This is a genomic window from Ignavibacteriota bacterium, from assembly GCA_016713565.1.
In the GTDB taxonomy this organism is placed as follows: domain Bacteria; phylum Bacteroidota; class Ignavibacteria; order Ignavibacteriales; family Melioribacteraceae.
Genome location: JADJOX010000008.1, coordinates 225,546 through 243,575 on the forward strand (window position 1 = coordinate 225,546; position 18,030 = coordinate 243,575).

The following is an 18,030-nucleotide window of genomic DNA, read 5'->3' on the forward strand; positions in this document are numbered from 1 at the left end:
TAATTATCAAATATTACATTCTATAAAATAATTCTATTATTTAGCTTAACTTAGTAAATTCAATTATTTTTGATTATTAAAAATTAAAAACGGAACAATATTAATGAAAATACTTGTAACAGGAGGCGCCGGATATATTGGTTCTCACTTTGTGAAAATTTTAAACGAAAAAGATATTGAAGTTGTTGTTTTAGATAATTTAAGCAGAGGTCATAAAGAAGCAGTACCTCAAAATGTTAAATTAGAAATAGTCGATTTATTGGATTATAAGAATCTGGATAAAGTCTTAAATGGCCGTAATTTTGATGCAGTAGTTCATTTTGCTGCATTTGCTTATGTTGGAGAATCTGTAGAAAATCCCAGTATATATTATGAGAATAACGTAGTAGGCAGTTTTAATTTGCTTAAGGCATGCGTAAAAAATAATATTAAAAAATTCGTTTTTTCATCAACTTGTTCGCTTTACGGTAATCCTGAAATTATACCAATTTCGGAAAATCAAAAAACCAATCCAATAAATCCATATGCTCAAACAAAATTAATGATTGAAACAATGCTGAAAGATTTTGATAATTCATATGGATTAAAATATGTTGCTCTTCGGTATTTCAACGCTGCCGGGGCTGATTTTTCGGGACAAATTGGTGAAAGTCATGAACCCGAACCTCATTTAATACCAATTGTATTAAATACCGCGCTAGGAAAGAGAGAAAAAGTTTTAATTTTTGGTGATGATTATGAAACTAAAGACGGAACTTGTGTAAGAGATTATATTCATGTAAATGATTTAGGCGACGCGCATTTTAAAGCTATTGAATATCTGAATAATAACGGGAAAAGCAATGTCTTCAATTTAGGAACCGGTGACGGTAATTCTGTAAAAGAAATAATTGAAACAGCGGAAAGAATTACAAATACGAAAATATCTTTTCAAATTGTTGAACGAAGAGAAGGGGATCCGGCTGTTTTAATTGCCGATAACAAAAAGGCAAAAGAAATTTTAGGCTGGAATAATAAATACCAATTAGAAGAAATTATTGAATCGGCATATAAATGGCATAAAAATAAGGATTTTTAATGTTAAAAAAAGTTGACACTCTGTTTCGTGATCTATTTATTATTGAACCGGATATTTTTCAAGATGATAGAGGATATTTCTATGAGTCTTACTCAGAAAAAAAATATTTGGAATTAGGAATCAATTTAAAATTTGTTCAGGATAATGTTTCATTATCAAGCTTTGGGACAATAAGAGGACTTCACTATCAAATTGGAGAATTTGCTCAAGGAAAATTATGTCAGGTATTGCTTGGCAAAGTTTTAGATGTGGCAGTTGATATCAGATTTAATTCTCCTACATTTGGTAAATATTTTGCTGTTGAATTATCTCAAGAAAACAAGAAACAGCTATGGATTCCGCCCGGATTTGCTCATGGTTTTTCGGTTTTGTCGGAAAACGCGATTTTTAGTTATAAATGCACAAATTATTATAGTAAAGAGAATGAAAGGTGTATTATATATAATGATAAAAGTTTAAATGTAAACTGGGGAATTGAAAATCCGATTATATCTGATAAAGATTTGAAAGGTATCGTATTTTCAGTTATAGAAAAAGATTTTAATTTTTAAAAAATTAGGAGAATAAATGAAAATTTCAGTAATTGGGTCAGGTTATGTTGGTTTAGTATCAGGAACATGTTTTGCAGAAATGGGAAACGATGTTATTTGCGTTGATAATAACCCGCAAAAACTTGCACAATTGAAAAAAGCCGAAGTTCCAATTTATGAACCCGGTTTGGATTTGTTGTTTTACAGAAACATTGCAAAAAGCAGACTTCATTTTACCGACGATCTAAAGTCGGCTGTTTTAGACTGTGAAGTAATAATGCTCTGTTTACCCACTCCTCAAGGCGAAGATGGTTCTGCAGATTTAAAGTATGTTTATGGTATTGCGGAAGATATTGGAAAAATATTGAGTGAAAATGGTGATAGTGATTTTAAAATAATCGCGAATAAAAGTACCGTTCCTGTTGGAACTTCAGCAGCGGTTACAAACATTCTCAAAAAATATAATTTAAAGAATTTCGAAGTTGTTTCAAATCCAGAGTTTTTGCGAGAAGGTTACGCAGTTGATGATTTCATGAAACCTGACAGAATTGTTATTGGTGCATCGACCGAATTAGCAATGGAAAAGATGAAATCCCTTTATTATCCATTTGTTCTTAAAGGAAGTACAATTATTGAAATGAACCCTGAAAGTTCTGAGGTAACAAAATACGCCGCAAATTCTTATTTGGCAATGAGAATTACTTTTATGAATGAACTCGCAAATTTCTGCGAAGTTGTTGGCGCCAATATTGATTTGGTTAGAAAAGGGATGGGTTCAGATACAAGAATTGGAAAAAGATTTTTATATGCTGGTATAGGATACGGCGGTTCGTGTTTTCCAAAGGATGTTAATGCTTTAATAAAAACATCTAAGGAAAAAGGCTCTGAAATGAGATTGCTAACTCTTGTCGATCAAGTTAACAAAGATCAGAAACAAGTTATAGTAAAGAAAATATTGCAGCATTTTGGCGAGAATATCAAAGGTATGAAATTTGCAATTTGGGGATTGGCATTCAAACCAAATACAGATGATATGCGCGAAGCTCCTTCTGTTGTTATAATTGAAGAGTTACTAAAAAGAGGCGCAACTGTAACAGCTTATGATCCTGAAGCAATGGAAAATGCTAAATTTTATTTGCAAGAAAGAATAAAATATGCGGAAGATCAATATAAAGCTGTTGAAGGCGCAAATGCTCTATTGGTTTTAACTGAATGGAATGAATTCAATAATCCGGATTTGGAACAAGTGAAATCTCTGCTTGCAAAACCAATAATTTTTGATGGAAGAAACGTATTCAACAGAAGAAAAACCAAAGAGTTAGGTTTTACGCATTATAGTATCGGCAAAACTCCTATTATACAATAATCAACTGTTTAAAATTTTCTCGTAATATTTAATGTATTGCGGAACTATTAAATCCTTCTCAAAATAATTCTCCGATCTTTTCCTGGAGTTTTTTGAGAAGGAATTAAACTTCTTTTTATTTGTCAATAGCTCTAAAGCATATTTTGCCATTCTATCAACGTCACCGAATTCTGCAATAAAACCGGTTGTGTTATGTACTATCAATTCAGGCAAACCTCCAACACTAGAGCCAATTACCGGAATTCCGCACGACATTGCCTCAAGTGCCGATAAACCAAAACTTTCCTGCTGACTTGGCAATAGAAAAATATCAGCAACACTTAAAAGATTTTCTAAGCCGTCTTGTTTTCCTAAAAATAAAACGCTGTGTTCTAACTTTAATTCTCTTGTCAGCCTTTCGCATTCTGATCTATCAGGTCCATCACCAATTAAAATTAATTTTGTAGGAATAACTTTATTAACTTTTGCTAGAATTTTAATTGTATCTCCGACTCTTTTAACCGGACGGAAATTTGAAGTATGAATTAAAATTTTTTCTCCATTGGGAGCTACGTGATCCTTAAACTGTTTGTTGCAAATTGGTTTGTATAAATTTGTATCTATAAAATTATATATTACTTCAATTTCTTTTTCAATATGATAATTCGTGATAGTTTTTTCCTTTAAGAATCTTGAAACTGCCGTTACTCCGTCGCTTTCTTCAATACTTAATTTCATTAATGGTAAAAATGACGGTTCGAGTCCTACTAAAGTAATATCCGTTCCGTGAAGCGTGGTTACAACTTTAATATCCGATCCGTTTTTCTTCAAAATTTGTTTTGCCAAATATGCGCTTGTTGCGTGAGGTATTGCGTAGTGAACATGTAGCAAATCTAATTGTTCATATTCAATAACTTCCAACATTTTACTTGTTAAAGCTAAACTATAAAGCTGATGTTCAAAGAGCGGATAATTGCTTACTTCAACTTCATGATAGTAAATATTTTCAACAAATTGTGTTAAGCGATGAGGAAGTGCATAGCTAATAAAATGTACTTCATGACCTAAAGCTGCCAGGGATTTGCCCAATTCTGTAGCAACAACTCCGCTTCCTCCATACGTTGGATAACATGTTATTCCAATTTTCATAAATTGTCTTTCAAAAAAGTTTACTTATTTTTTATAATACAACTAAGTTACTAAAATATTCCTATTTATTTTATTATAACTATATTTGAAAAATATTTTTACAAAATTTATTTATTATGATGATTAAAAAACGAATATTAATTGTAGGTTCCAATGGAATGTTGGGACAAAGTCTCATAGAAATGTTAAAATTTAGATCTGATATCGAGCTGTGTCTTTCATCTGCTGAGGATTTTTCATATTTCGGTGATTTGAATTATTCAAAAATTGACATAGCCGATAAAAAGAATGTTAAAAATTTAGTTATGAACTTTTATCCCGACTTTATAATTAACACCGCAGCTTATACAAACGTAGATAAATGTGAAACCGAAAGGGAATTGGCGTGGAGCATAAATGTAAACGGTGTGGAAAATTTGGCTAAATACTCGGTTCCATCAAATGCACATTTAATTCATATTTCTACCGATTACGTTTTTGACGGAAAAGAAGGTCCTTATACCGAGCAAGATATTCCTAATCCGATAAGCTATTATGGTAGAAGCAAACTAGCTGGTGAAAATATTATAAAACGATTTAACATTAAAAATACAATAATAAGGACGAATGTTTTATTCGGCTCAACAAAATACGGGAGACCGGATTTTGTAAAATGGGTTTTTGATTCACTAACTAAAAACCAGAAAATTAAAATTGTAACGGACCAAATTAATAATCCTACTTTTATAAATGATATTGCGTCTGCAATAATTGAAGTTTGTGATTTAGGAAAAACAGGAATTTACAATATAGGCGGTAACGAATTTTAAATAGATTTGAGTTTACCAGAAAAATTGCACAGTTTTTTAATTTAGACTTTTCATTAGTTGAACCGATTTTAACAAAAGATTTAAATCAACCGGCTCAGCGACCGTTGAAATCGGGATTGATAAATTTAAAAGCCGAAACAGAATTTAATTATAAACCTAAAAGCTTAGAGCAATGTTTTCAAAATATTAAGAAATTCTGGAATGAAAATGAATCTAATTGAAAAATATGATGGATTTATTTTTGATCTGGATGGAACTTTATATTTGGAAGATAAAATTATACCCGGTGCGGCAAAAGTAATAAACACAATAAAATCTTTAAACAAGCAGACCGTTTTTATATCTAATAAAACAACCGGAAGTGTGGATGATTATTTCAATTTATTGCATTCCAATGGATTTGATATAAATAAAAAAGAAATACTTACGGCAACATTGATTGCAAAAAAGATACTGAAAACAAAATTTCCGAAGAAAAAATTCTATGCAATTGCGGAAAAAAAATTCATTTTAGAAATTGAATCAGCCGGATTGGAATTTTCTGAAAATCCTCATGAAATAGATTTGATAATTGTAACATTGGATAGAACCCTTAACTATAAAAAATTGGAAATTGCCGGTAAGGCTTTAGATTGTGGTGCTAAATTTTTTGCGGCAAATATTGATAATACTTGTCCCGTTGAAGGCGGAGAAATTTTAGATGCTGGCTCAACAATTTCCGCATTGGAAAAAAGAACAAATAGAAAACTTCAAAAAAATTTCGGAAAGCCGTCCAAATATATGTTTGATGAAATAATGAAATTAATTAAGATTCCGGCAAAAAAGTGCTTAATTATTGGCGACAGATTAGAAACCGATATTGCCATGGGTAATAAATTTAATGTTGATACCGCGTTGGTTTCAACGGGAATAACAAAAGACGTAGCGCATCTTTCAAAATTTGAACCTACATATAAAATTGGTTCGGTTAAAAATTTAATTAAATAACTCTTGCAAATATTTTTTTTTGTAATTAGTTTTGAGCATATGCTCATTATAAAATATGCCAAGACCAAAAAAAAACAGATGTTTATTTTGTAATCCAGTAGTTTATTATTACAAACCTCAGGGAATTCCTCTTCGATTGCTTGAAGAAATCAACTTGGAAAGAGATGAATTTGAAGCTATTAATTTAGCGGATTTGGAAAATTTATCTCACGAAGAAGCGGCAAAAAAAATGAAAATTTCCAGAGCAACATTTGGTAGAATAATTAAAAGTGCACGAAATAAAATTGCCGAATCCATGATAATGGGAAAGGCGATTAAAATTAATAAATAATAGAGGTAAATATGAAAATTGCAATAGCAACAGACGATTTTAGAACAGTTACAGGTCACGTAGGAAGATGTAATGGATTTTTGATTTTTGAGATTTCTGATAAGAAAATCATTAGTACTGAAAAGCGTGATAACAATTTTACAAATCACAAGCATACTGACGGTGCACATTCACATAGTCACGACCACGCATCTACACATTCAAATTTAATAGCTGGCTTGCATGATTGTTCGCATTTAATCTGCCAATCGGCAGGCTGGAGATTGCAAGAAGATTTCAAAAGCAGCAATAAAGAACTGATTTTTACAAATGAAGAAATTGCCCAAGAAGCCGCGTCAAAATTTGCAATAGGAAAATTAGAAATAAATGAAAACGGGAGCTGCCATTCGCACTAATAAAGTATAAAAATAAATTATCAATACGTTTGCTGTATTTTTTATATTTTTGTAGTTAACCAAATCAGGGTAAAGTTAGTGAGATTTAAAATTTTAATATTTATCTTTTTAATAACTTCCTCAAAAGTTTTCAGTCAGTTTCAGGCTGAAATGCATACTTCAGGACCATCACTTGGCTTTTCATTTCTCGGCTCCACGGTTCAGCTTGGCATCAATCATGAATATGGAATAAATTTAAAAAATGATAACCAAGAAATTATTGGGAAATTTGGCATCGGCGGAATATTTAGAGCTTGGAGTTATACCGAAGATTTTCCTGAAGTTGAATGGAGCTATTCTAATATCTTATTTGGTTTTCAGTCAAATTATCACTTCAAATTAAAAAATGAAAAATTAGATCCTTGGGCAGGACTATTTATTGCCTACGATTTTAAGGAAGTAAATAAAGAAATTCTTGTGGAAGGTGCCGATATAAGCAATAGTGAAAAAGGTGGTCTATGCGTTGGAGCGCAAGCAGGTATGAGGTATTGGCTGAATACCAAAATGGCTTTTAGCGTTAGACTTGGAATTGCAACACTTAATTACAGCGCGTTGGATCTAGGTTTTGATTATTCATTTAAATAATTTCCAAAAGGGGAGAGAACGGTTGTTTGAAAATATACATTATAACAACCGTTCAATAAACTTTTTATTTTGCAAAATCTGCAAGCTTAATCCCATTAAATTCCAAATTTAAATCAGCAACCTCGTAAGGATCAACATTCATATTTGATTTGTTTTTATTAGCTAAGTAACAACTGTAGAATTTAGAACACAACTTTTGTACCCTCTCACTTTCATCGTATTTAATTCTTTGTTTAACCGCAAACATACCCTGCTCAGATCTGATTTTGCAAAGTGATAATGCCGCAATTATCCTTTCTTCTTCTGTCGCTCCGCTTTTAAGCATTTTAAGCAGCGGAATTAATGCTTTTTCCGATTTAAGTTCGCCTAGGAAAAATGCGCAACTTACTTGTAAACCTCTATTTTCGGTATTGATTCCAACAAGTAAATTGTCTTCAATTTGTTTATATTTTTTTTCCGAAAAACCGAATGTCGCAGTAGAAAAAAGGAATAATAGAACAATAATTGCCATAGTGCTTAAGTTCTTCATAACCCCTCCGTTTGTTAAATATTATTTTCTGTCTTCAAGGATTATGACGAAGCTCTCTTTTAAAAGTTTTGATAGAGAAAAATTTTTACACTATCCGTAAAATAAATTCATTACACTTTAAACTAAAGTTGCAGATATGCTGTCATACTAATTATAAAATTAATTTTGTGATTTTTATTATTATGCCGATAATTGAAAATGATAGCGAATATACCTTGTCTAAAATTTTTGCAGCGGAATTCAGTGATTATAATTTGAATAAAAGTAAATTTTTAAACGACCAGAATCGTGTAAGCTCAAATCAAATAATTATTATAGAATCCGGAAGTGCGGAAGTTTGGGTGGACATCAATCATTTTTACGCAAAACCAAATTCAATTTTTTTATTTTCCGAAGGCCAAATACAAAAGTTTGAAAACATTAATGATTTAAAGGGAATGGTTATTTTATTCTCTAAAAGTTATGTAAACGGCGGCATTAGTCTGAAGGACAACGATTTTGATAAAGATTATTTTTTCGATTTCGCCAAATTATCAAAATTAAAATTCAGCCATAGTGTAATAATTGAAATAATTAAATATTCAAAAGAATTATGCTGTAAACCTGGTGAAAAAGTAAACAAAATTCAGCAATCAATTTCCGAAAACTTTTTAAATATCCTGCTCCTCAAAATAATTGAACAATACAAACAACAAAAACAAAATGAAATATTTTATTTGCCCGACGTAAAAATTATTTCGGAATTCAATACTTTGCTTAATTCCAGTTATAACATTGAAAAAAATGTTTCTTTTTATTCGAATAGATTATTTATAAATGTAAAAAGGTTAAATGAAGTAACAAAAAGATACTACAATAAAACAGCAAAACAATTAATTGAAGATCGAATTTTAATTGAAACAAAACGTCATCTTATCCACACAAATTTTTCGGTTAAAGAGATTAGTTATAAAGTTGGATTCAGCGATCCTACGAATTTTAACAAATTCTTCAAAAAGTTTACTCGTCAAACTCCACTGGAATTCAGAATATCCAATCAATAAAAATTTTGACCATTAAAAGTCGCGTTCTTACCATTTAGTCGAATATTTGGAAATCGATTATAAAGCGACAAAATTATTTAACAATAACAAAAGAGGACAAAATGGTAAGCAACGTAAGCAGTAGCAGCAGCGGAATTTTTTATCCGAATATGAAAGTTAATAATACCTTATCCGATGATCAGAAAACCAGTCTAAAAGAAATTATCTCAAATTATGATCCGAAGAATATGAGTGAAGATGATTGGAAAATAATGCTAGACGAGATAAAAAGTTCGGGAATTGGACCAGGAGAGGATATGAAACAAATAATGGAAGATGCGGGATTTGATAAACCAATGGGAATGAAACCGCCCGAAATGCCGCCTCAAAAATCAAATGTTGACAATAAAGAAACTTTGGATTTGATAAAAGATTATCTGTCAAAGAAAGACAATAATGAAATTACAGATGAAGAGTTTGACAATTTTCTGCAAAGTTTAATTAAATCTCAAGAAACCACGAACGGTATATTCTTGGACAAATCTGTTTAAAACAGCAGGGGCACAACTCCCCCGAAATGTGCCCCTAGAACTAAGTTTTATCTCAGTCCCAATATTTTGAAATTAAATAAATTTCAAAAAAAACTAAATAATAGTATAAAAAATAATGGGAAAAAAAATCTTAAAAGTTTGTAAGATTTTTCTTACAATTCTTTAATATTCAATTGATAAATCATCTGGGCAAAATTATCAATTTGTAATTTCTGTAAAATTCGTGTTCTATAGGTACTTACGGTTTTGGGGCTAATCAGCAATTTTTCAGCAATTTCTTTCGACGAAATTCCTTCGGTGCAATACTGTAAAATTTGGAATTCCCTTTTTGAAAGCTTTTCTTGAATCGGTTTGTCGAATTCATTAACAAATAATATTTGTTCCGCTATTTTTTTATTCAGATATTTTTTATTGCTCAAAATTTGGTCAATTGCTTTTTTAATTCAATTGGAGCCGCGTTTTTATTTAAATAACCATAAGCTCCAAGCTTATAAGTCTTAATTGCAAATTGATGTTCCGGATAAACGCTTAAAATTAATACTTTAACTTCCGGATCTTTATTAAGAAGTATTTTTAATGTGTCAAAACCATTAAGTATTGGCATCGATAAATCGAGGATAAGAAGTTCATATTTCCCATTTTCAAATTTATCCAGAACTTCTTTTCCATTTTCTGCTTCATCTATTAAAGTAACTTGCGGAATTGAAGAGATTATTTGTATTAATCCTTTTCTAACAATTGAGTGGTCATCGGCAACTAAAATTTTCATTCTTGCTCTTTTATTGGAATTGAAATATTTACGTAAGTGCCCGCCTTTGGATTATTTCCAAATTCTATATTGCCATTTATTGCTAAAATTCTCTCTCTCATTCCAAGCAATCCAAAGGATTTATTGTCATTTATTTTTTCAAGCGGAATTCCAATTCCGTCATCAATAATTTGTAAAAATAACGTATTTAAGTTAGGCTTTAAAATAATTTTTAAATTTTTGGCGTTTGCATGCCTGATAACATTTGACATCGATTCTTGAAAAACCCTAAACAAAGCTATTCTTTTTTCTTCGGAAAGTTCAATTTCATTTTCCGGTAATTCCAATTTTATATTTAAATGAGTTTTGGTTCTAATTTCATTTGCTTGCCATTCAATTGCATTTACAAGTCCCAGATCATCCAAAATTCCCGGTCTTAATTGTGTACTAATTTTTTGAACAGTAAGAATGGCATTGTCAATTAATTTCAACAATGGCATAAATCTATCTTTAATTTCTGCTAAATTTTCAGGCAGCAGATTTTTTATCCATGAGACGTCCATATTAATTGCAGTTAAAATTTGACTCAAATTATCATGAATTTCTCTGGCAATTTTTTTTCTTTCTTCCTCTCTTATGTTTGTTATATATTTTGATAAATTACGTAAACTTTCGTTTCTTTCCCTAAGTTTTGATTCGTACTTCTCCTTTTCAGTAACATCCGAAGTATAAACAGCTAATCTGCTTACCAAGTTTTTGTCATCCAAAATCGGTACAATTGTATTTTGCCAGACTTTGCGATTGGAAACATCTTTGTAAGTATAACGTTTTTTTGATTTCAGTACTTTCTTAAAAACCTCGGTTCTTATATCTTTAACATCTTTATCAAAATTTTGAAAAATATCCGAACTTATTATTTCCTTTCGTTTAACTCCCAAAGCTTGTTCCAATTTTTCATTGGATTCGATTAAATTTCCATTTTTATCCACAAGTACAATTATATCCGGCGAAGCGTCAAGAACCGCGCGTAAATTCTGTTCGCTTTCTTTTAAAGCTTCAAGTACCTTCATTTCTGCGCTGTTGTCACGGAAAATAGCCGTAATTTGATTATTTGTTAGTTTAGAAATATAATGATCAATCCATACAATAATTTTATCACCATCATAAATTTTAAGCGGAAAATTTTGAGGAATTCCTGTTTTATTTACTTCTCTAAATATTTTTAAAAGACCGCTTTTTTTGATTTCAGGAAAAATTGAAGTAATTTTTTTATTTAGTATGGATGATTTCTCCGCATTGTTGGCTTGAAGACCGGCTTTGTTTACGTCATTTAAAATAAAATTATTGTTGTCTTTAGTTACATCGTATATTGCTACACCTGCTTTCATATTATCAAACAATAATTTGAATTTTTCTTTCTCTTCTAGAATTAATTGCTGGGCTTTTTTAATTTCACTAATATCATGGATTGTAACAAAAACCTGATATGGATCTTTTTCAGAATTTTTAAATTGAGGAATTGCATTTATAATTAAGCATTTTTCCTGATTGGTATTATTATTTTGAAAATATAATTCATAGTTCAAAACTTTATTGCCGGTTTTTAACGCAAGCATTGAAGGATGTTTTTCCGGTGGCAGTATATTTCTATTTTTATCTTTTACGATCCACCGTTTATCAAAAGAATTAGTTTTAATAAATTCGGATTTTTTTAAACCCAATATTTTTAAAGCTGATTTATTTGCGTCAGTTAAAATTCCATTTGAAGACTGATAAAAAACTCCTTCATTCATATTTTCAAAAAGCAGTCTGTATTTTTCTTCACTTTCAATTAACTTTCTTTCATATTCTTTTTCTTTTGTTACATCTCTGGCACTTCCCACAGTTCCAATTAATTTCCCGCTTTCATCAAATAAAGGCGCTTTATAAACATCCAAGAAAAGAAACTTTCCTTTTACATTTCCAAATTCATCAAATCTTCCAGCTTTTTTTGTTTTGATTACTATTGCGTCCGAATTAACACAAAGTTCTCCGAAAGTATGCCAGAAGGGATTTTTAGGATGCGATTGTCTTTCTCTCATTACAAAAAACATATCGTTTTTACCAATCGGTTCTTTTGTATTTTTGGCATTTAAAAAATTCTTTGAAAAAGATTTATTCGTAAATATAAAATTTCCATTTTTGTCTTTTGCCCAAATCAAATCAGCTATGTTATCTGCCATGCTGACTAATAATCTGGAAAGTTCTAAATATTTTTTCTGACTTTCCTTTAACGCAATTTCAGCATTTTTTCTTGAATCGATATTTCTGGAAACTCCAATAAATCCGATTGTTTTTTTATTATCATCTTTTAGAACTGATACATTCGTTTCAATCCAAATATTGTTTTTATTTTTTCTTAAATATTCAATTTCCCAATGAGGATATTCTGTCTCAGATTTTTGAAAAATATCGATCTTTTTTTTGATATTCAGATAATCTTCCGGATTTACGAAATTCTTAATATTCTGCCCTAAAATTTCATTGGGCATTTGTTCAGTTACATTTTTAAATGAAGGACTTACATATGTTACATAACCTTTTAAATCAATTGTCCAAATAACATCCTGCATATTTTCCGCCAGCATTCTGTATTTTTTTTCACTGTCAGATATTTGTTTCGCGGAATATTTTAGGTCGCTTATATCCACAACAGAAAATAATAATCCATTATCAATGTTATTTTTATCTATTAAAGAAAGCGTGAGTTTAACATCAATAGTTTTACCATCTTTTTTAAGAAATTTAGTTTCAAATGTTGAGCTGCTATTTTCAAATAAATTACCATTACTTCCGTTTGAAATCCTTTCATATTCTTTTTTGGAAGAAAATAATTTTCTAAGTGATTTCCCGATTAATTCTTTTTCCGAATATCCCGTCATCAGAGAAAAATTTAAATTAACCTTATTTATTTTCTTATTTACTTCAACACCAATACCAACCGGAGCATTGTCAAAAATAGTGTTTATATATTTTTCATTTTTTTCTAAAAGTAATTCAATTTTTTTTCTTTGAGTAATATCTATTCCATAGGCAACAACGGCATCAATATCAATGTTGTTTATTTTATGCACCGAAATAATTTTAGGAAAAATTTCACCATTTTTCTAATTCCCCAAAAATCAAATTGCTGAGGATTACCTTTAAGAGCTTCAGCTACATAATGACAAACTAATTGTAAATCATTTCTATTAGGCGCTGCAATAAATTCGGCATTTTTACCTCTAAAATGACTTCGCGGATAACCGTACATTTTTTCTGCCGCTTTGTTTACATCAATAAAACTACCTTTATTATCTAGAATATATAATGCTTGAACAGAGTTGTTGAAAATATCATAATAATCCAAGTTTTTTTGTTTGAAAAAGGCAGAGTTTTTTGCATTGATGTCTTTCGTTTCTGCTTTTGTTTTTTTTGAGTTCTCAATTTGCTTTGAAAGTGATTTAATTTTGTCTATTAACTCTTTTTTCGAAAGGTTTTCAAGCTTCTCTTTCATAAATTGCTCGGTATTTTTTCTATTGAAATAGGTAATAAAAATTGATAAATAAAAATTATAAGAATTTAGAACAATTTTCTAACTCTAAAGAGTCAAAAAATGAAATAAATTTTTATTATGATAAATTAGTGCCAAGATTGTTTTATAATATTTACTAATTTTAGAAAGTGATTTTACAATTATTGAAGAAAAAAATGAAAAAAAAACAAATTATTACCTATGCCGCAGTATTGATAATTTTATTATTGATTTTCCTTCCAAAGATTAATTTTACGAGCAAAAATGAAGATAGTAAAATAGCTGATGTTGAAAAGAAGGAATCGGTCTTAGCGGATATTAAAATTATCAAACCGGAATTATTGCAGGACAAAATTTTTTCGAATGGAACCCTAATGGGAAATGAAGAAGTTTTGCTCAGAAGCGAATCTTCCGGAAAAGTAACAAATATACTTTTTGAAGAAGGGAAAAGGGTAAAAAAAGGCGATCTGCTCTTAAAGATTAATGACGCAGAATTGCAGGCTACGCTTAAGAAAAATATTTTAAAATTAGAATTTACCAAGGATAAAGAATTTCGTTCCAGACAGCTTTTGGAAAAACAGCTTACAAGTCAACAGGAATACGATGTAGTCTTGAACGAATTAAATACAATTAAAGCTGATATAGAATTCACAAATGCACAAATTGCCAAAACTGAAATACACGCGCCGTTCGATGGTATTGTCGGATTGCGTTCCGTAAGTATTGGAACATACATTACACCTCAAACTCAAGTTGCAACATTACAAAGTATAAATCCAATTAAAATAGATTTTGCAGTTCCTCAAAAATATTACAGCGAAATTAAAGAAGGCAAAGCAATAGAATTTACAATACCTAATATTAATATGAATTTTAACGGAAGAATTTATGCCGTTGAACCGAAAATCGATCAAACTACAAGAACAATATTAGTTAGAGCAGTTGCTCAAAATAATAATGGAGTTCTTTTGCCCGGTGCTTATGTTGAAATTAACATTATTCTAAATAATATATCCAATGCAATGCTTATTCCAACCGATGCGCTTGTGCCCGATATTGAAGGTGAGAAGGTATTTTTATATGAAAACGGGAAGGCAGTTCCGCAAAAAGTATCAACCGGAATTAGGACTGAAAAAAATATTCAAATAATTAATGGAATTGAAAATGGTGATTCTGTAATAGTTTCTGGAATTATTCAGTTAAGACCAAATTCGCAAATCAAAATTAAATCTATAATTTAAGTTTATATCGAAAGAACATTATGAGTTTATCATCAATAAGTATTCGTCGTCCGGTTCTTGCAATTGTTATGTCTATTGTTATTATTTTATTCGGCTTAATTGGATATACGTATTTAGGAATTCGTGAATATCCGAGTATTGATCCGCCAATAATTAGTGTTGCCGTTACATATGTTGGGGCAAATGCCGATGTTGTGGAATCTCAAATTACAGAACCTTTAGAAGAACAAATTAACGGTATTGCCGGAATTAGATCATTAACTTCTGTAAGCAGAGACGGAAGAAGCGATATTACTGTGGAATTTGACATAAATGTCGATTTAGAAACTGCCGCTAATGATGTTAGAGATAGAGTATCTAGAGCCCAAAGAAATCTGCCTGCTGATGTTGATCCGCCAATTGTCGCAAAAGCAGATGCGGATGCCGTTCCAATAGTTTTTTTAAATGTTAAAAGTAATACAAGAACTTTGTTGGAATTATCAGATATTGCTTTAAATACCTTTAAAGAAAGACTTCAAACAATTTCAGGCGTAAGCCAAGTAATGATTTGGGGCGAGAAAAGATATTCAATGCGTTTGTGGATGGATCCGGCTAAACTTGCGGCATATAATATAACGCCGCTGGATATAAGAAATTCATTGAATAAAGAAAATATTGAACTGCCTTCGGGAATTATTGAAGGAAATAATACCGAATTGACAGTTAGAACATTAGGTCGTTTGATTAAAGTTGAAGATTTTGACAATCTTACAATTAAAGAAGATAACGGCGCAATTGTAAGATTTAAAGATGTAGGTTTCGCGGAATTATATCCCGAAAATGATAAATCAATTTTAAGACGCGATGGAATTCCAATGGTTGGTGTTGTTCTAATTCCTCAACCCGGCGCAAACTACATCGAAATCGCCGATGAATTCTACAAAAGAATTGATCAAATTAAAAAAGACTTACCAGCTGATATTGAATTGGGAATTGGTTTTGACGTAACCAAATATATAAGAAATTCAATTTCCGAAGTTAAGGAAACTATACTGATTGCATTCGTTTTAGTAATTTTAATTATCTTTTTGTTTTTAAGGGATTGGAGAACTACATTAATTCCTATAATCGCAATTCCGGTTTCACTAATTGGAACATTCTTTATTATGTACATTGCCGGCTTTTCAATCAATGTATTAACTTTGTTGGGGATTGTTCTTGCAATTGGAATAGTAGTTGATGACGCGATAATTGTTTTGGAAAATATTTATAGAAAAGTTGAAGAAAATATAAATCCGATAGAAGCAGGAATAAAAGGAACATCTGAAATATTTTTTGCTATTATCTCTACAACAATTTCATTGGTGGCGGTTTTTCTTCCAATTATGTTTTTGCAGGGAATTACAGGAAGACTGTTTGTTGAATTTGGAGTTGTAATTGCCGGCGCTGTTGTAATTTCTTCGTTTGTTGCTCTTACATTAACTCCAATGTTAAGCTCGCGTATATTAAAACATAATAAAAGCCAGAATTGGTTTTACAATAAAACAGAACCTTTCTTTAAATCGCTCGAGATCGGTTATAAAAATCTGCTTGCTTCATTTATGAATAAAAGATGGCTTGCTATTGTAATTATGGTAATTACATTCGGTATGATTTTTATATTAGGCGCAAATCTTCAATCCGAACTTGCGCCGATTGAAGACAGAGGCGAATTAAGAATAGAAAGTAAAATGCCGGAAGGTACATCGTATGAATTGATGGACAGATATATAATGCAGACGTTAAACATGCTTCAGGATTCCATCAAAGAATCAGATGCAATGATCTCACTAACCGGAGGTGGAGGACGCGGAACAAATGCAGGTTTTGTAAGAATAACTTTGGTTGATCCTAAAAAAAGAAATAAATCCCAACAAGAAATTGCTGAAAAAATTACATATATGATGAAAGACTTAAGCGACGCAAGATCATTCGTTATTCAAAGTCAGTCAATTTCTACCAGGAGAGGCGGACTTCCTGTAGAATATGTAATCAAAGCTCCTAATTTTGAATCGCTGAAAGAAGTTGTGCCAAAGTTTTTAAATGAAGCTCAAGATGATCCTACATTTGCAAACGTTGACGTTAATCTAAAATTCAGTAAACCTGAAATTGTTGTTGAGATTAATAGGACAAAAGCCCGCCAATTGGGAATTTCCGCTTTAGATATTGCTCAAACTTTGCAGCTGGCTTATAGCGGACAAAGATTCGGTTTTTTTGTTATGAATGGAAAACAATATCAAGTAATCGGGCAAGTTCTAAAGGAAAATAGAAATAAACCTTTAGATCTGTCTTCACTTTATGTTAGAAATGTTAGAGGTGAATTGATTCAATTAGATAATTTAATAACGCTTAAAGAAAAAAGCAGTCCGCCGCAATTATTCCGATTTAACCGATATGTAAGCGCTACGGTTTCGGCGAGTTTAGTTCCAGGAAAAACAATTCAAGACGGAATTTCTGCAATGGACAGAATTGCCGATAAAGTTCTTGATGATAGATTTTCTACATCTTTAGAAGGCGCGTCAAAAGATTTTAAAGAAAGTTCTTCAAGTTTACTGTTTACTTTTCTGTTAGCATTGATTTTAATTTACTTAACACTTGCCGCGCAGTTTGAAAGTTTTAGAGATCCTTTGATTATAATGTTTACCGTTCCGCTTGCTATTGCCGGCGCAGTTTTTGCGCTATGGTATTTTAATCAAACTATGAATATATTCAGTCAAATTGGACAGATCATGCTAATTGGACTTGTAACCAAAAACGGAATATTAATTGTTGAATTTGCCAACCAGAAAAAAGCTCAAGGACTTAATACAATCGATGCCGTAATTGAAGCGGCAAGACTAAGACTTCGTCCGATATTAATGACGAGCCTTTCAACAATATTAGGTACTTTGCCAATTGCCCTGGCGCTTGGCGCTGGATCCGAAGCAAGAGTTTCTATGGGAATAGCGGTTATTGGCGGATTGATATTTTCGACTGGATTAACTTTGTTTATTGTTCCGGCAATTTATTCATATTTATCCGATAAGAAAAAAACTGTAAGCAATGTAACAGCAGAAAAGAGTTTAGAAGATTTACTAAATATTGAAGACGAAGACCTTTTGGTTACCAAATAAATTGAAT

17 protein-coding genes and 1 pseudogene are annotated in these 18,030 nt (G+C 31.0%); 12 read left to right on the plus strand and 6 right to left on the minus strand.

The window, feature by feature from the left end:
* The first annotated feature begins 103 nt into the window (after positions 1-103).
* From galE to IPK06_15650, 3 genes are read left to right on the plus strand one after another with little or no spacing between them, the layout of a single operon-like run.
* Complete coding sequence (gene galE, locus IPK06_15640) at positions 104-1,078, plus strand: UDP-glucose 4-epimerase GalE (GenBank protein ID MBK7981407.1); 975 nt, start codon at positions 104-106, stop codon at positions 1,076-1,078.
* Positions 1,078-1,629, plus strand: a complete 552-nt coding sequence (gene rfbC / locus IPK06_15645) for a dTDP-4-dehydrorhamnose 3,5-epimerase (protein ID MBK7981408.1) — start codon at positions 1,078-1,080, stop codon at positions 1,627-1,629. The genes galE and rfbC overlap by 1 nt, the downstream gene beginning before the upstream one ends.
* Before the next feature lie 16 nt (positions 1,630-1,645).
* Positions 1,646-2,974: a UDP-glucose/GDP-mannose dehydrogenase family protein gene (locus IPK06_15650; GenBank protein MBK7981409.1), complete on the plus strand. Its 1,329-nt coding sequence runs from the start codon at positions 1,646-1,648 to the stop codon at positions 2,972-2,974.
* Here IPK06_15650 and bshA read toward each other — a convergent pair whose 3' ends face one another.
* The gene (bshA, locus tag IPK06_15655) at positions 2,975-4,102 is read right to left on the minus strand and encodes an N-acetyl-alpha-D-glucosaminyl L-malate synthase BshA (GenBank protein ID MBK7981410.1); all 1,128 of its coding nucleotides are present in this window, start codon (positions 4,100-4,102) and stop codon (positions 2,975-2,977) included.
* Between the two features lie 158 nt (positions 4,103-4,260).
* Between bshA and rfbD the strand changes: the two are divergent.
* The 5 genes and pseudogenes from rfbD (at position 4,261) to IPK06_15680 (ending at position 7,248) form a co-directional block, all read left to right on the plus strand.
* Positions 4,261-5,132: pseudogene (gene rfbD / locus IPK06_15660) on the plus strand (dTDP-4-dehydrorhamnose reductase).
* Positions 5,119-5,898, plus strand: a complete 780-nt coding sequence (locus IPK06_15665) for an HAD-IIA family hydrolase (GenBank protein MBK7981411.1) — start codon at positions 5,119-5,121, stop codon at positions 5,896-5,898. The pseudogene rfbD and the gene IPK06_15665 overlap by 14 nt, the downstream one beginning before the upstream one ends.
* A gap of 55 nt (positions 5,899-5,953) precedes the next feature.
* Positions 5,954-6,229 carry a DUF134 domain-containing protein gene (locus tag IPK06_15670; protein ID MBK7981412.1) on the plus strand — a complete coding sequence of 92 codons (276 nt, stop codon included), beginning with the start codon at positions 5,954-5,956 and terminating at the stop codon, positions 6,227-6,229.
* An 11-nt stretch (positions 6,230-6,240) separates the two neighbouring features.
* Positions 6,241-6,624: a hypothetical protein gene (locus tag IPK06_15675; GenBank protein MBK7981413.1), complete on the plus strand. Its 384-nt coding sequence runs from the start codon at positions 6,241-6,243 to the stop codon at positions 6,622-6,624.
* 78 nt (positions 6,625-6,702) lie between these two features.
* Positions 6,703-7,248, plus strand: a complete 546-nt coding sequence (locus tag IPK06_15680; GenBank protein MBK7981414.1) for a hypothetical protein — start codon at positions 6,703-6,705, stop codon at positions 7,246-7,248.
* 64 nt (positions 7,249-7,312) lie between these two features.
* Here IPK06_15680 and IPK06_15685 read toward each other — a convergent pair whose 3' ends face one another.
* A complete protein-coding gene (locus IPK06_15685; protein MBK7981415.1) occupies positions 7,313-7,777 on the minus strand; it encodes a HEAT repeat domain-containing protein in 465 nt (154 codons plus the stop codon).
* 167 nt (positions 7,778-7,944) lie between these two features.
* On the opposite strand from IPK06_15685, the gene IPK06_15690 reads away from it, so the two are divergent.
* Positions 7,945-8,820 (plus strand): helix-turn-helix domain-containing protein, encoded by an 876-nt coding sequence (locus IPK06_15690; GenBank protein ID MBK7981416.1) that lies wholly within the window; start codon positions 7,945-7,947, stop codon positions 8,818-8,820.
* A 101-nt stretch (positions 8,821-8,921) separates the two neighbouring features.
* On the plus strand, positions 8,922-9,350 hold the full coding sequence (locus IPK06_15695) for a hypothetical protein (protein ID MBK7981417.1): 429 nt from the start codon (positions 8,922-8,924) through the stop codon (positions 9,348-9,350).
* 152 nt (positions 9,351-9,502) lie between these two features.
* Here the strand turns inward: IPK06_15695 and IPK06_15700 are convergent, their stop codons facing one another.
* Genes IPK06_15700 through IPK06_15715 form a run of 4 tightly spaced genes read right to left on the minus strand, consistent with a single transcriptional unit; the run spans position 9,503 to position 13,633 of the window.
* Entirely contained in the window at positions 9,503-9,769 is a 267-nt protein-coding gene (locus IPK06_15700) for a response regulator transcription factor (GenBank protein ID MBK7981418.1), read from the minus strand.
* The gene (locus IPK06_15705) at positions 9,766-10,119 is read right to left on the minus strand and encodes a response regulator transcription factor (protein MBK7981419.1); all 354 of its coding nucleotides are present in this window, start codon (positions 10,117-10,119) and stop codon (positions 9,766-9,768) included. The genes IPK06_15700 and IPK06_15705 overlap by 4 nt, the downstream gene beginning before the upstream one ends.
* Positions 10,116-13,211, minus strand: a complete 3,096-nt coding sequence (locus tag IPK06_15710; protein ID MBK7981420.1) for a PAS domain S-box protein — start codon at positions 13,209-13,211, stop codon at positions 10,116-10,118. The genes IPK06_15705 and IPK06_15710 overlap by 4 nt, the downstream gene beginning before the upstream one ends.
* Positions 13,199-13,633, minus strand: coding sequence for a PAS domain S-box protein (locus IPK06_15715; protein MBK7981421.1), 435 nt, complete (start codon positions 13,631-13,633; stop codon positions 13,199-13,201). Before IPK06_15715 ends, IPK06_15710 begins: the two co-directional genes overlap by 13 nt.
* 194 nt (positions 13,634-13,827) lie before the next feature.
* Between IPK06_15715 and IPK06_15720 the strand changes: the two genes are divergently transcribed.
* Both IPK06_15720 and IPK06_15725 read left to right on the plus strand, forming a co-directional pair.
* Positions 13,828-14,892, plus strand: a complete 1,065-nt coding sequence (locus IPK06_15720; protein ID MBK7981422.1) for an efflux RND transporter periplasmic adaptor subunit — start codon at positions 13,828-13,830, stop codon at positions 14,890-14,892.
* A gap of 20 nt (positions 14,893-14,912) precedes the next feature.
* Positions 14,913-18,023, plus strand: a complete 3,111-nt coding sequence (locus IPK06_15725) for an efflux RND transporter permease subunit (GenBank protein ID MBK7981423.1) — start codon at positions 14,913-14,915, stop codon at positions 18,021-18,023.
* Positions 18,024-18,030 lie beyond the last annotated feature (7 nt).